This window comes from Thauera chlorobenzoica, from assembly GCF_001922305.1.
Lineage (GTDB): Bacteria > Pseudomonadota > Gammaproteobacteria > Burkholderiales > Rhodocyclaceae > Thauera > Thauera chlorobenzoica.
On record NZ_CP018839.1, the window covers coordinates 1,336,710 to 1,349,957 of the forward strand.

The 13,248-nt window shown below is 70.4% G+C and carries 10 protein-coding genes; 4 read left to right on the plus strand and 6 right to left on the minus strand.

Going from position 1 to position 13,248, the window contains the following annotated elements; all coding sequences use genetic code 11:
• Nucleotides 1–2 precede the first annotated feature (2 nt).
• From Tchl_RS06355 to Tchl_RS06375, 5 genes are all read right to left on the minus strand, one after another.
• Nucleotides 3–806: a BPSS1780 family membrane protein gene (locus tag Tchl_RS06355; protein ID WP_075147657.1), complete on the minus strand. Its 804-nt coding sequence runs from the start codon at nucleotides 804–806 to the stop codon at nucleotides 3–5.
• The gene (locus tag Tchl_RS06360) at nucleotides 803–1,759 is read right to left on the minus strand and encodes a homoserine kinase (protein ID WP_075147658.1); all 957 of its coding nucleotides are present in this window, start codon (nucleotides 1,757–1,759) and stop codon (nucleotides 803–805) included. The genes Tchl_RS06355 and Tchl_RS06360 overlap by 4 nt, the downstream gene beginning before the upstream one ends.
• Nucleotides 1,760–1,787: 28 nt before the next feature.
• A complete protein-coding gene (locus Tchl_RS06365; RefSeq protein WP_075147659.1) occupies nucleotides 1,788–2,360 on the minus strand; it encodes a DNA-deoxyinosine glycosylase in 573 nt (190 codons plus the stop codon).
• A gap of 47 nt (nucleotides 2,361–2,407) precedes the next feature.
• The gene (locus Tchl_RS06370) at nucleotides 2,408–2,731 is read right to left on the minus strand and encodes a DUF2782 domain-containing protein (RefSeq protein ID WP_075147660.1); all 324 of its coding nucleotides are present in this window, start codon (nucleotides 2,729–2,731) and stop codon (nucleotides 2,408–2,410) included.
• Nucleotides 2,732–2,835: 104 nt separating this feature from the next.
• On the minus strand, nucleotides 2,836–3,561 hold the full coding sequence (locus Tchl_RS06375; RefSeq protein WP_075147661.1) for an LOG family protein: 726 nt from the start codon (nucleotides 3,559–3,561) through the stop codon (nucleotides 2,836–2,838).
• Between the two features lie 176 nt (nucleotides 3,562–3,737).
• Here Tchl_RS06375 and polA point away from each other — a divergent pair, with 176 nt between their 5' ends.
• Nucleotides 3,738–6,527, plus strand: a complete 2,790-nt coding sequence (polA, locus tag Tchl_RS06380) for a DNA polymerase I (protein WP_075147662.1) — start codon at nucleotides 3,738–3,740, stop codon at nucleotides 6,525–6,527.
• A gap of 97 nt (nucleotides 6,528–6,624) precedes the next feature.
• Here polA and Tchl_RS06385 read toward each other — a convergent pair whose 3' ends face one another.
• Nucleotides 6,625–7,242: a TetR/AcrR family transcriptional regulator gene (locus Tchl_RS06385; RefSeq protein WP_075147663.1), complete on the minus strand. Its 618-nt coding sequence runs from the start codon at nucleotides 7,240–7,242 to the stop codon at nucleotides 6,625–6,627.
• Between the two features lie 164 nt (nucleotides 7,243–7,406).
• Here Tchl_RS06385 and Tchl_RS06390 point away from each other — a divergent pair, with 164 nt between their 5' ends.
• The 3 genes from Tchl_RS06390 to adeC all read left to right on the plus strand — a co-directional run bounded on the left by Tchl_RS06390 (nucleotide 7,407) and on the right by adeC (nucleotide 13,210).
• Complete coding sequence (locus Tchl_RS06390; RefSeq protein WP_075147664.1) at nucleotides 7,407–8,585, plus strand: efflux RND transporter periplasmic adaptor subunit; 1,179 nt, start codon at nucleotides 7,407–7,409, stop codon at nucleotides 8,583–8,585.
• A 10-nt stretch (nucleotides 8,586–8,595) separates the two neighbouring features.
• Complete coding sequence (locus Tchl_RS06395; protein WP_075147665.1) at nucleotides 8,596–11,751, plus strand: efflux RND transporter permease subunit; 3,156 nt, start codon at nucleotides 8,596–8,598, stop codon at nucleotides 11,749–11,751.
• Nucleotides 11,752–11,851: 100 nt separating this feature from the next.
• Entirely contained in the window at nucleotides 11,852–13,210 is a 1,359-nt protein-coding gene (adeC, locus tag Tchl_RS06400) for an AdeC/AdeK/OprM family multidrug efflux complex outer membrane factor (RefSeq protein ID WP_232311715.1), read from the plus strand.
• Nucleotides 13,211–13,248: the final 38 nt, after the last annotated feature.

Consider the following 13,248-nt stretch of genomic DNA (forward strand, 5'->3'; position numbering starts at 1 on the left):
TTTCAGGGTCGAGGGGGTTCGGAGGGGGGTGGGGCGGGTTGCGAATCGCCGCCGGCAGGGCTCGTCGGCAGCCCGAGCAGGGGGGAGAAGGTTTCCTTCCACGCCGCGTACAGCGCCCCGGCGATCACCGGGATCAGGATCAGCATGCCGAGCCCGGCGGGCAGCATCGCCACCCACAGCAGCACGTACAGCAGCACCGCCAGCACGATGAAGGCGAGCAGGTTGTGGACGCAGGCGCGCGCCGACAGCTTCATCGCATCGAGCGGAGCCACGCCGTGCAGCATCACCAGCGCGGGGGCGAACCAGAGCGCCATCATCAGCAGCGCCCACAGCACGGTAAACACCAGCATCCCGAGCATCATCCCGCCGGCGGCCATGCCCATGCCGGCGAAGGCGCCGATCGCCGCGCCGGTGAGCATCGCGCTGCCGCCGCTGGCCGCCGCCACCATCGCCGCCAGCAGCAGGCCGAGCAGATGGAAGACGCCCACCAGCAGGAGGTTGCCGGGGTGGCGGCGGAGGCCCTCGAACAAGTGGTCGACGCGCAGCGCCTGGCCGCGGTCGAGCGCCTGTGCGCCCGCCAGCATCCCGGCCACCAGCACCGGCAGCGCGATCGGCGCCGCCGCCCAGCCGAGGACGGGGAGAAAGCCGAGGGCGGTGATGACGATGATGAAGATCAGCGCCTGCACCGCCCAGGTGCCGGGGGCCTGCATGAACAGGCGCCAGCCGGCGCTGATCCACTGCAGGGCGTGGCCGGGGGCGACATCGCCCGGTGCGGGCGGCGGCGGGAGGGGGCGGGGGGTGTTCATCGTGGCAGGGGGGGCACGTTGGCGATGCGCAGGCGCAGGATGTCGCGGTATTCGTCGGGGTTCTTCACCAGCACCAGCTCGCCGCTGCGCGGCAGGTGGAAGTCGGCGGCGCGCGACAGCCAGAAGCGCAGCGCGGCGGCGCGCAGCATCGCCGGCCAGGCGCCGGCTTCCTCCGCGGTGAATGGGCGCTCGGCGTGGTAGGCGGCGAGCAGGGCGGCGCTGCGGGCGGGGTCGAGGCGGCCGTCGGGGGTGGAGCACCAGTCGTTGACGGTGACGGCGACGTCGAACAGCAGGGCGTCGAAGCCGGCGAAGTAGAAGTCGATGACGCCGCCGATGTGCATTTCGCCGTCGTCACCCGCCTCCCACAGCACGTTGTCGCGGAAGAGGTCGGCGTGGATCGCGCCGGCAGGCAGGCGGGCGAGGTCCACCGTGGCCTGGAAGGCGATTTCGGCATCGAGCAGGCGGCGTTCGTCGGCGGGCAGGAAGTCGCGCACCGCGCGTGCGGTTTCGCTGCGCCAGGCCGGACCGCGCGGATTGTCCTGGCGGCGGCCGTAGGACTGGCCGGCCAGGTGCAGGCCGGCGAGCATGGCGCCGACCTTTGCGCAGTGGTTCGTGCCGGGCGCCATCTCGGAGGCGCCCGACAGGCGCATCACCAGCGCCGCGGGGCGCTCCTGCAAGGTGCCGAGGTATTCGTTGTGGCGGTTGGCGATCGGCCCCGGCACCGGCAGGCCGTGGCGCGACAGGTGGGCCATCAGGTGCAGGTAATAGGGCAGCTCGGCGCGGGTCATGCCTTCGAACAGGGTCAGCACGTAGCGCCCGAGCGTGGTGGTGACAAAGAAGTTGCTGTTCTGGACCCCGGCGGAAATGCCTTTCAGCACGACCAGGCGGCCGATGGCATAGTCCTTCAGCCACTCGGCGAGCGCGGGTTCGGGAACGGGGGTGAAAACGGACATGCGGGCTCCGGGGTGGGCGGCGGTCGGCTCAGGCGGCGAGGGCGCGTGCGGCCTTGGGCGAGGTGCCGCCGCGGGCCGGTGCGCGGGTCGGCGCCGGGTCATCGCCGGCCGCCGCGGCCCGCAGCGTCTGCCAGGCTTCGAGCTTGGCCTCGAAGCCGCGCGCGGCATGGGCCGGACTGGTCGACGGCAGGCGGGCAAGGCGCAGGGGTGGGGTGGCAGCAGCACGCTGGACGTGGCGGCGGAAAGCGGCCTCGGCGGCGGCGCCGTTGAAAAAGACCGCGCTGAGCTGCGGGCAGGCCGCGAACAGGGCGACGAAATCGTTGGGCACGACGCTGTCGGGGGCGATCGCGCTGTCGAGGCTGCCGGCACGCGCGCAGCTGCCGATCACATCCCACAGGGCGACCCCCGCGGCGACCAGCCGCTCCAGCCGGTCGGTGTAGGGCAGCTGCGGCCCGGCGCCGAACAGGGCGCCCATGATCGACCAGAAGGCATTGCGCGGGTGGGCATAGTACTGCGCCGCCGCCAGCGAGGCCGCGCCCGGCATGCTGCCGAGCACCAGGACCCGGGCGTCGGCGCGGAACACCGGGGCGAAGCTGCGCACGCGCCCTGCCTCCCCGCGGGGGACGGCGGCGGTGCGGGGGGACGTGCTCACCAGGACTTGACCACCCACATCGGCACCGCCAGCGTCGGCGCGCTGTCGTCGCGCACCATCTGGCCGTTGCCTTCCCTGTCGATCAGGTAGTAGGGCACGCCGTGCGGCGGCGTGACCTTGACCATGTAGAGCCTGCCGCGGATGCGGTATTCGGTGACGGTGTCCTCGCCGCGCTTGACGATGGTGACTTCGGGCTCGTCGATGGCTTCGCTGTCGGCCGGCATCGGCGGCGGTTCGGGAATCGGTTCGAGGGCCGGGGGCTGCTGGGCGAACGCGGGCAGGGCAGCGGCGAGCAGCAGGGCGGTCAGGGTGCGGCGCATGGTGTTCTCCTGGATATGGCTGGATTCTAGCCGTTTCGCGGGCGCTTTCGGCGCCCGGGGCCGCGTGCCGACGATTTGCCGGCCGCGCGCCGGTGCTGCGCCGCTCAAAGATTGAGCATCATCTCGTGCTCTGCCGGCAGGGGCTGGAAACCGCGGCGCTCGTAATGCTTGAAGATCGCCTCGACCACCTCTTCGGGTTTGTCGATGACCTGCACCAGGTCGAGGTCTTCGCGGTTGATCATGCCTTCGATGACGAGGCGGTCGCGCAGCCAGTCGAGCAGGCCTTTCCAGAACGGGCCGTGGACCAGGATGATCGGGATGCGCCGGCTCTTCTTGGTCTGGATCAGCGTCATCGCTTCGAGCAGCTCGTCGAGCGTGCCGAAACCGCCCGGCATCACCACGTAGGCCGCGGCGAACTTCACGAACATGAACTTGCGTGCGAAGAAGTGCTGGAAGGTCTGCGAGATGTCCTGGTAGGGGTTGGCGCCCTGCTCGAGCGGGAGCTGGATGTTGAGCCCCACCGAGGGGCTCTTGCCGAAGAAGGCGCCCTTGTTCGCCGCTTCCATGATCCCGGGGCCGCCGCCCGAGATCACCGCGAAGCCCGAGTCCGACAGCAGGCGGGCGATTTTCTCGGTGAGCATGTAGTACATGTGGTCCGGCGGCGTGCGTGCGCTGCCGAAGATCGATACCGCCGGGCGGATCGCCGACAGGCGTTCGGTGGCCTCGACGAACTCTGCCATAATTCCAAAGATTCGCCAGGACTCGCGCGCGTTGTAGCGCGGCGCGGTGCCGTCCGGCACGCTGCGGGGGAGTTTTTCTTTCGCGGTCATGTTGTTCTCGTGTGGTGGGGACTGGCTCTTCGCGCGTGCCCGCCGGATGCGCTGTCCGTGCGCCGATCAGCGCCGGCTGCGGGGTGCGGTCCGGGGCGGTGCGCCGATGTTCCGTGCCGCCTCACCCTGTTGACCCTGCTTCGATCGCCCGGTTTTCCCGCAAGGACTTTTCCAGCATGCCCACTTTGCTTCTTGTCGATGGTTCCAGCTACCTCTACCGCGCCTTCCATGCGCTGCCCGACCTGCGCAACTCGCAGGGCGAGCCGACGGGGGCGATCCGGGGCGTGCTGTCGATGCTACGTCGGCTCGAAAGCGACTACAAGGCCGAATTCCGCGCCTGCGTGTTCGATGCCAAGGGGAAGACCTTCCGCGACGACTGGTATCCCGACTACAAGGCGCACCGTCCGCCGATGCCCGACGACCTGCGCGCCCAGATCGAACCGCTGCACGCGGCGGTGCAGGCCGAGGGCTGGCCGCTGCTGGCGGTCGATGGGGTCGAGGCCGACGATGTCATCGGCACGCTGACCCGCCAGGCGCTCGAGCGCGGCTGGGAGGTGGTGATCTCGACCGGCGACAAGGACCTCACCCAGCTCGTGCGCCCGGGGGTGCGCTGGGTCAACACGATGAGCGAGGAAGTGCTCGACGAAGCCGGGGTCACCGCCAAGTTCGGCGTGCCGCCCGAGCGCATCGTCGACTATCTGGCGCTGGTCGGCGACACGGTGGACAACGTGCCCGGGGTCGAGAAGTGCGGGCCGAAGACGGCGGTGAAGTGGCTCACCGAGTACGGCAGCCTCGACGCCCTGGTGGCCAACGCCGCCAAGGTCGGCGGCAAGGTCGGCGACAACCTGCGCCGGCACCTGGATTTTCTGCCCCTGGGGCGGCGCCTGGTGACGGTGGCGACCGACGTCGCCCTGCCGCTGACGCTCGATGAGCTGCCTGCGCGCGACGACGACAAGGCGGCGTTGCGCGCGCTGTACGAGCGCTTCGAGTTCCGTGGCTGGCTGAAGGACCTCGATGGTGCAGTGGCGGGTGCGGCGAGCGTCGCCGACGCCAAGGCGGCGACCGAGGCGCGCCGCTTCGCCGCTGAGCCCGCTGAGCCCGCTGAGCCCGCTGAGCCCGCTGACGCGGCGGACGATCCGCCGTGCGCCCCCGGCGCCCACCGCAGCGGCTACGTCGCGATCCTCGACTGGCCCACGTTCGATGCCTGGCTGGCGAAGATCGGCGCCGCCGGGCTCACCGCCTTCGACACCGAGACCACCAGCCTCGACCCGATGGCGGCAAAGCTGGTCGGGATGTCGTTCGCGATCGCCCCGGGCGAGGCCGCCTACCTGCCGCTGGCGCATCGTGGCCAGGACGTGTCGGCGCAGCTGGTGCTCGCCGACGTGCTGGACAAGCTCCGGCCCTGGCTCGAGTCCGATGCGCACCCCAAGCTCGGCCAGAACCTGAAGTACGACGCCCACGTGCTCGCCAACCACGGCATCACCCTGCGCGGCATCGCCCACGACACCCTGCTTGAATCCTACGTGCTCGAAAGCGACAAGACCCACGACCTCGATTCGCTCGCCCGTCGCCACCTCGGCCTGACGGCGATTCCCTACACCGAGGTCTGCGGCAAGGGCGCCAAACAGATCGGCTTCGACGAGGTCGCGATCGAGCGCGCCACCGAGTACGCCGCCGAAGATGCCGACCTCACCCTGCGCCTGCACCGCAAGCTGTGGCCGCAGCTCGAGGCTGCGCCGCGGCTGGCCGCGCTGTATCGCGACCTCGAGCTGCCGGTGCTGTCGGTGCTGCTCGAGATGGAACGGACCGGGGTGCTGATCGACCCCTTCCTCCTCGCCCAACACGGCGAGGAGCTCGGCCGCCGCCTGCATGCGCTCGAACGCGAGGCGCACGCCCTCGCCGGCCAGCCCTTCAACCTCGGCTCGCCCAAGCAGCTCGGCGAGATCCTGTTCGCCAAGCTCGGCCTGCCGGTGGTGAAGAAGACCGCCACCGGCCAGCCGTCCACCGACGAGGACGTGCTCACCCAGCTCGCCGAGGACTACCCGCTGCCGAAGCTGCTGCTCGAACACCGCAGCTTGTCCAAGCTCAAGAGCACCTACGCCGACAAGCTGCCGCGCATGGTCGATCCGCACACCGGCCGCGTGCACACCAGCTTCTCGCAGGCCACCGCGGTCACCGGGCGGTTGTCGAGTTCCGAGCCCAACCTGCAGAACATCCCGATCCGCACGCCCGAGGGCCGCCGCATCCGCGCCGCCTTCATCGCCCCGCGCGAGCACCTGATCGTCTCCGCCGACTATTCGCAGATCGAGCTGCGGATCATGGCCCACCTGTCGGGCGACGCCCGCCTGCTCGAAGCCTTCGCCCACGGCGAGGACGTGCACCGCGCCACCGCCGCCGAGGTCTTCGGCTGCACCCCGGCCGAAGTCACGAGCGAGCAGCGCCGCTACGCCAAGGTGATCAACTTCGGCCTCATCTACGGCATGAGCGCGCACGGCCTGGCGAAGAACCTCGGCATCGAGCGCGCCGCCGCGCAGGGCTGGATCGACCGCTACTTCGCGCGCTACCCCGGGGTGGCCGACTACATGGAACGGATCAAGGCCGAGGCCAAGGCGCAGGGCTACGTCGAGACCGTGTTCGGCCGCCGGCTCTACCTGCCCGAGATCCGCGCCCAGCAGGCCGGCCGCCGCCAGGCCGCCGAGCGTGCGGCGATCAACGCGCCGATGCAGGGCACCGCGGCCGACCTGATCAAGAAGGCGATGATCGCGGTCAGCCGCTGGCTGGCGGGGTCGGCGCTGAAGTCGAAACTGGTTCTCCAGGTCCATGACGAACTGGTGCTGGAAGTGCCGAAGGCCGAGCTCGAGCTGGTCCGCGCCGAGCTGCCGCGGCTGATGGGCGAGGTTGCGGTGCTGGAGGTGCCGCTGCTGGTGGAGGTCGGTGCGGGGGAGAACTGGGACGAGGCGCATTGAGCCTGCCCCGGGCGGGAGAGGGGGCAGGCGCTGCTTGGTCTGTGTGCGAGTGGTTGGCTGATGCTGCGGGCGGCGTGGATGTTGGTCGATACGGGGATCACGAGGCCTGGTCGAGGAGGTCGTTGACCGCGGCCTGGATGCGGCGGATCACCTGCGCGTGGTCGATCCCGGGATTGCGGATGCTGCGTAGCAGCAGGCCTTCGAACAGCGTCGCCAGGACCTCGACCATGCTCGCGATCGCGGCCTCGTCGTCGGCGTGGCCGGCGGCGCGGCGGATGTCGCGGATGGTGTCGGCGAGCCCGCGCCGGCAGGCGATGTCGGCATCGCGCACGATCTGCGCCACGCGCGGGTTGCGTGCCGCTTCGGCGACGATTTCCAGCTTCAGCCCGGCGCGCAGCGGATCGAGCTGATCGAGCACGCCCTCGGCCACGCGCTCGATCATCGCTGCGCGCACGTTGCTGGCCGAACGAAGCTCTGCCGTCAGGGTCAGCAGATCTTCCAGATCCTGCGCCACGATCGCGGCGATGATCGCTTCCTTGTTCTCGAAGTAGTGATAGATATGGCCCGCGCTCATGCCCGCGGTCTTGGAAATCTGCGCGATGCTGGCGCCGTGGAAGCCGTGCTCGCGAAAGCACTGGGCGGCGGCGCACAGGATCTGCTGACGGCGCGCTTCGGCGCGTGGCTGCTCGGTGGCGGAATGGGGCGGGACGGGCATCGCGGGTTCTCCTGGGCGCGCGGCGGGCGCACGCGTATCTTGCATTACAGCAAAGGCTAACATAGAATGAGCGTTCAATCTAGAATGACCATTCGAGTGATCTGGTTTGTCGCTGCCGGTCCCGAGCCGGCAGCGTCGCCTGGTCCTCGTGCGGAGAGGCCCTTATGCAGACCCGTCGCACCCCGCTTCTCGATTCCCTTGCCGTCGCCGCGCTGAGCGCGACCCTGCTCGCCGCCTGCAGCGGCGGTGAACCCGGTGCCGCGGCCCGCTCGGCGCCGCCGCCGGCGCCGATGGTCACCGTCGTCACGGTGCAGGCCGAGGCCGTGCCGATGGTGGCGGAGCTTCCTGGCCGTACCGCGCCCTACCTGATCGCCGAACTGCGTCCCCAGGTCACCGGCATTGTCAAGGAGCGCCCGTTTACCGAGGGCAGCGAGGTCAAGGCCGGGCAGGTCTTGTACCAGATCGACCCCGCTCCCTACCAGGCCGCGCATGCCAGCGCCGCGGCCGACCTCGCCCGCGCCGAGGCCAACCTCCATGCCGCGCGCCTGAAGGCCGAGCGCTACGCCGAGCTGGTCAGGATCGAGGCCGTCAGCCGCCAGGCCAACGACGACGCTGCCGCCGCGCTCGGCCAGGCGCGCGCCGAGGTCGCGGCGGCGAAGGCGGCGCTGGAGAAGGCGAAGATCGATCTCGACTACACCCGGGTGAAGTCGCCGATCACGGGGCGCATCGGCCGCTCGGCGGTGACCCCGGGCGCGCTCGTCACCGCCAACCAGGACGCCGTGCTCGCCACCGTGCAGCAACTCGATCCGATCTACGTCGACCTCACCCAGTCGAGCGTTGAGCTGCTGCGCCTGCGCCGTGAAATCGCCGCCGGCCGCCTGCAGGCGGGGGCGAAGGGAGAGGTGCCGGTGAAGCTCATTCTCGAAGACGGCAGCGAGTACGCCGCCGAAGGCCGTCTCGCGGTGGCCGAAGTCACCGTCGACGAGGGCACCGGCAGCGTCACCTTGCGGGCGCGCTTTCCCAACCCGAAGGGCGAGCTGCTGCCCGGCATGTACGTGCGCGCACGCCTGCCGCAGGGCGTGCGCAGCGACGCGATCCTGGTGCCGCACGCGGCGCTGTCGCGCGATGCGCGCGGCACCGCGCTGGTGATGGTGGTCGATGGCGAAGGCAAGGCCGAGGCGCGCCCGGTGACGGTCGCGCAGTCGTTCGGCGAACGCTGGGTGATCACCGGCGGCCTCGCCGGCGGCGAGCGTGTCATCGTCGAAGGCCTGCAGAAGATCCGTCCCGGTGCGCCGGTGCAGGCCCAGGAAGCGGGGGCGGCGCCGGCCGCCCCGGCGCGGTGAGGTCGGCGCCATGGCCCGTTTCTTCATCGACCGACCCATCTTCGCCTGGGTCATCGCGATCGTCATCATGCTGGCGGGAGCGCTCTCGATCCAGCAGCTGCCGGTGTCCCAGTACCCGTCGATCGCGCCCCCGGCGATCGTCATCAACGCCAAGTACCCGGGCGCTTCGGCGAAGGCGGTGGAAGACTCGGTGACGCAGATCATCGAGCAGAAGCTGACCGGCCTCGACGGCCTGCTGTACATGAAGTCGACCAGCGACGCCTATGGCAACGCCTCGACCACGCTGACCTTCTCCGCCGACACCGACCCGGACATCGCCCAGGTCCAGGTGCAGAACAAGATCCAGACCGCGCTGCCGCTGCTGCCGCAGGCGGTGCAGCAGCAGGGGGTGACGGTCGCCAAGTCGGCGATGAACTTCCTCATGGTGGTCGGCTTCGTGTCGGAGGACAACACCCTGTCGGGCACCGACCTGTCGGACTTCCTCGTGTCCTCGGTGCAGGACCCGCTGTCGCGCGTCGACGGCGTCGGCGAAGTGACCGTGTTCGGCGCCCAGTACGCGATGCGGGTGTGGGTCGATCCGGCAAAACTGACCAACTACCGCCTCACTCCGGGTGATGTGCGCAGCGCGCTGCTGGCGCAGAACACCCAGGTGTCGGCGGGCCAGCTCGGCGGCACGCCGGCGCTTCCGGGCCAGGGCTTCACCGCCACGATCACCGCGCAGAGCCGGCTGCAGACCGCGGCCGAGTTCGAGGACATCCTGCTGCGCAGCAGCACGCAGGGCGGCGAAGTGCGCCTGAAGGACGTCGCCCGCGTCGAGATCGGCGCCGAGAACTACGGCACCGTGGCGCGCTTCAACGGCCAGCCCGCCGCCGGCGTCGGCATCCGCCTCGCGTCGGGGGCCAACGCGCTCGATACCGCGACCGCGGTGCGCACCCGCCTTGACGAGATGCAGCGCTACTTCCCCGCCGGGGTGAAGTACGTCGTGCCCTACGACACCACGCCCTTCGTCAAGATCTCGATCGAATCGGTGGTGATGACGCTGATCGAGGCGGTGGCGCTGGTGTTCCTGGTGATGTACCTGTTCCTGCAGAACTTCCGCGCCACGCTGATCCCGACGATGGCGATCCCGGTGGTGCTGCTCGGCACGTTCGGCCTGATGGCGGCGTTCGGCTTCTCGATCAACACCCTGACCATGTTCGGCATGGTGCTGGCGATCGGCCTGCTGGTGGATGACGCCATCGTCGTGGTCGAGAACGTCGAGCGGGTGATGAGCGAGGAGGGGCTGCCGCCCAAGGAGGCGACCAAGCGCTCGATGGACCAGATCACCAGCGCGCTGATCGGGATCGGCCTGGTGCTCTCCGCGGTGTTCGTGCCGATGGCCTTCTTCGGCGGCTCGACCGGCGTCATCTACCGCCAGTTCTCGATCACCATCGTCTCGGCGATGGCGCTGTCGGTGCTGGTGGCGATCGTGTTCACCCCGGCGCTGTGCGCGACCCTGCTGAAGGCGGTGGAAAAGGGCCACGAGCATGGCGAAGGCGGCCTGTTCGGCCGCTTCTTCCACTGGTTCAACGTCAAGTTCGAGCGCAGCACGCGGCGCTACGAATCCGCCGTCGGCGGCATCGTCAAGCGCAGCGTGCGCTTCCTCGCGATCTACGTCGCCATCGTCGCCGTGCTCGGCCTGCTGTTCGCCCGCATGCCGACCTCCTTCCTGCCCGAGGAGGACCAGGGGGTGATGTTCACCCAGGTGGTGCTGCCTGCCGGCGCTACCCAGGAGCGCACGCTGGACGTGCTGAAGAAGGTCGAACACCACTTCCTCGAGAACGAGAAGGACACCGTGCGCGCGCTGTTCACCGTCGCCGGCTTTTCCTTCGGCGGCAGCGGCCAGCACATGGGCATCGGCTTCGTGAACCTCAAGCACTGGGACGAGCGCCAGGCGCCGGGGCTGGACGTGAAGTCGGTCGCCGGGCGGGCGATGGGCGCGTTCGCGCAGATCCGCGAGGCGATGGTGTTCGCCTTCGTGCCGCCGGCGGTGATCGAGCTCGGCACCTCGGGCGGCTTCACCGTGCAGATGCAGGACCGCTCCGGCCTCGGCCACGACGCCCTGCTCGGCGCGCGCAACCAGTTCCTCGGCATGGCGGCGCAGGACCCGCGCCTGACCGGGGTGCGCCCCAACGGCCAGGAGGACATGCCCGAGCTCAAGCTCGACATCGACCACGCCAAGGCCGGCGCGCTCGGGCTGTCGATCGCCGACATCAACGACACCTTGTCGACCGCCTGGGGTGGCAGCTACATCAACGACTTCCTCGACCGCGGCCGGATCAAGAAGGTCTATCTGCAGGGCGACGCGCCGGCGCGGATGACCCCGGAGGATCTCGGCAAGTGGTACGTGCGCAACAAGGCCGGCGAGATGGTGCCGTTCTCGGCCTTCGCCACTTCGCACTGGACCTACGGCTCGCCGCGCCTGGAGCGCTTCAACGGTCAGCCGTCGCTGGAGATCCTCGGCCAGGCCGCGCCCGGACTGTCGTCCGGCGAGGCGATGGCGGCGGTGGAGGAGATCATGGCGAAGCTGCCCGCCGGCATCGGCTACGACTGGTCGGGCACCTCCTACGAGGAACGCCGCTCCGGCTCGCAGGCGCCGGCGCTGTACGCGCTGTCGCTGCTGGTGGTGTTCCTGTGCCTGGCGGCGCTGTACGAGAGCTGGTCGGTGCCGTTCGCGGTGATGCTGGTGGTGCCGCTCGGCGTGCTCGGCGCGCTGCTCGCCGCCAGCGGGCGCGGGCTGTCGAACGACATCTACTTCCAGGTCGGCCTGCTCGCCACCATCGGCCTGTCGTCGAAGAACGCGATCCTGATCGTCGAGTTCGCCAAGGCGCAGATGGAAGAAGGCAAGGACCTGGTCGCCGCCACCCTAGCCGCGGTGCGCATGCGCCTGCGCCCGATCCTGATGACTTCGCTCGCCTTCGGCTTCGGCGTGCTGCCGCTGGCGATCGCCACCGGCGCCGGCGCCGGCAGCCAGAACGCGATCGGCACCGGCGTGCTCGGCGGCACCATCGCCGCGACCGCGCTCGGGATCTTCTTCGTGCCGCTGTTCTACGTCGCGATCAAGCGCGTTTTCCCGGACAAGCCGAGGAAAGAGGCCGCCGCGCCGGCTGCCCAGGAGGAACGTTGAAATGAATGACTTCGCTGCACAAGCCACCGTGTCCGCGCCGCAGGCGTTGCGCGGTGCGCGCCGGGCGTTGCGCGGCGTGGGGCTGGCGCTCGCCGCCGCCATGCTCGGCGCCTGCTCGCTGATTCCCGCCTACGAGCGCCCGGCGGCGCCGGTGGCGGCGAGCTTCCCGCACGCGCCGGCCACCGCTCCTGCCGCGCCCGCGGTCGATGCCATCGCCTGGCGCGACTACTTCGCCGATCCGCGCCTGCGCGAGCTGATCGCGCTCGCGCTGGAGAACAACCGCGACCTGCGCGTCGCCGCGCTCGCCATCGAACGTGCCCGCGCCCAGTACGGCATCCAGCGCGCCGAGCTGTTCCCCTCGATCGCGCTGAGCGGCGGCCAGAACGCGCAGCGCGCGCCGGGCGCGTTCAGCGCCGGCGGCGAATCGACCGTGAGCCGCCAGTACAGCGCCAGCCTCGGCTTCGCCGCCTACGAGCTCGACTTCTTCGGCCGCGTGCGCAGCCTCGAGGAGCAGGCCTTGCAGACCTATCTCGGCACCGAGGAGGCGCGCCGCAGCGCGCACATCAGCCTCGTCGCCGAGGTCGCCGGCGCCTGGCTGCGCCTGGGGGCCGACCGCGAGCGCCTGGCGCTGGCGCGCAACACGGTCGAAACCCGGCAGAAGTCCTACGAGCTGACCCGGCGCAGCTTCGAGCTCGGCGCGGTGTCGGCGCTCGACCTGCACCAGGCCGAGACCCTGCTCCAGGGCGCGCGCGCCGACGCCGCGCGCTACACGGCGCAGGTGGCGCAGGACGAGAATGCGCTCGCCCTCGTGGTCGGCGTCGCGGTGCCGGCCGCACTGCTGCCGCAGGCGCTCGGCGGGGACGTCGCCGCGGTCGCCGAGCTGCCCGCCGGGCTGCCGTCCGAAGTGCTGGCCCGTCGCCCCGACATCCTTCAGGCCGAACGTGCGCTGCAGGCGGCCAACGCCAGCATCGGCGCGGCGCGCGCGGCCTTCTTCCCGCGCATCAGCCTCACCGCCAGCGCCGGCAGCGCCAGCACCGCGCTCGACGGCCTATTCGAGAGCGGCTCGCGGGCGTGGAGCTTCGTGCCGCAGATCCGCCTGCCGATTTTCGAGGCCGGCCGCCTGCAGGCCAGCCTCGACGTGGCCGAAATCCAGCGCGACATCCAGGTCGCCGAGTACGAAAAGGCGATCCAGTCCGCCTTCCGCGAGGTCGCCGACGCCCTTGCCGAGCGCGCCACTCTGGCCGAGCAGCTCGACGCCCGGCGCCGGCTGGCGGCGGCGGCGAGGCGCAGCTTCGAACTGTCCGAGGCGCGTTACCGGGGCGGGGTGGACAGTTACCTGAGCCTGCTCGACGCCCAACGCAGCCTGTATGCCGCCGAGCTGGAACTGATCGCCACCCGCTTGTCGGATGCGACCAACCGCGTCGCACTGTACAAGGCGCTCGGCGGTGGCTGGCAGTAGAACCGTCGTCATCGGCAGGCACCGAATTCGACGCCGAT

Bases quoted from the DNA above. Each gene is read 5' to 3' on its own strand.
- Tchl_RS06355 (WP_075147657.1), bottom strand. From the start codon at position 806: ATGAACACCCCCCGCCCCCTCCCGCCGCCGCCCGCACCGGGCGATGTC.
- Tchl_RS06360 (WP_075147658.1), bottom strand. From the start codon at position 1,759: ATGTCCGTTTTCACCCCCGTTCCCGAACCCGCGCTCGCCGAGTGGCTG.
- Tchl_RS06370 (WP_075147660.1), bottom strand. From the start codon at position 2,731: ATGCGCCGCACCCTGACCGCCCTGCTGCTCGCCGCTGCCCTGCCCGCG.
- Tchl_RS06375 (WP_075147661.1), bottom strand. From the start codon at position 3,561: ATGACCGCGAAAGAAAAACTCCCCCGCAGCGTGCCGGACGGCACCGCG.
- polA (WP_075147662.1), top strand. From the start codon at position 3,738: ATGCCCACTTTGCTTCTTGTCGATGGTTCCAGCTACCTCTACCGCGCC.
- Tchl_RS06385 (WP_075147663.1), bottom strand. From the start codon at position 7,242: ATGCCCGTCCCGCCCCATTCCGCCACCGAGCAGCCACGCGCCGAAGCG.
- Tchl_RS06390 (WP_075147664.1), top strand. From the start codon at position 7,407: ATGCAGACCCGTCGCACCCCGCTTCTCGATTCCCTTGCCGTCGCCGCG.
- Tchl_RS06395 (WP_075147665.1), top strand. From the start codon at position 8,596: ATGGCCCGTTTCTTCATCGACCGACCCATCTTCGCCTGGGTCATCGCG.
- adeC (WP_232311715.1), top strand. From the start codon at position 11,852: ATGCTCGGCGCCTGCTCGCTGATTCCCGCCTACGAGCGCCCGGCGGCG.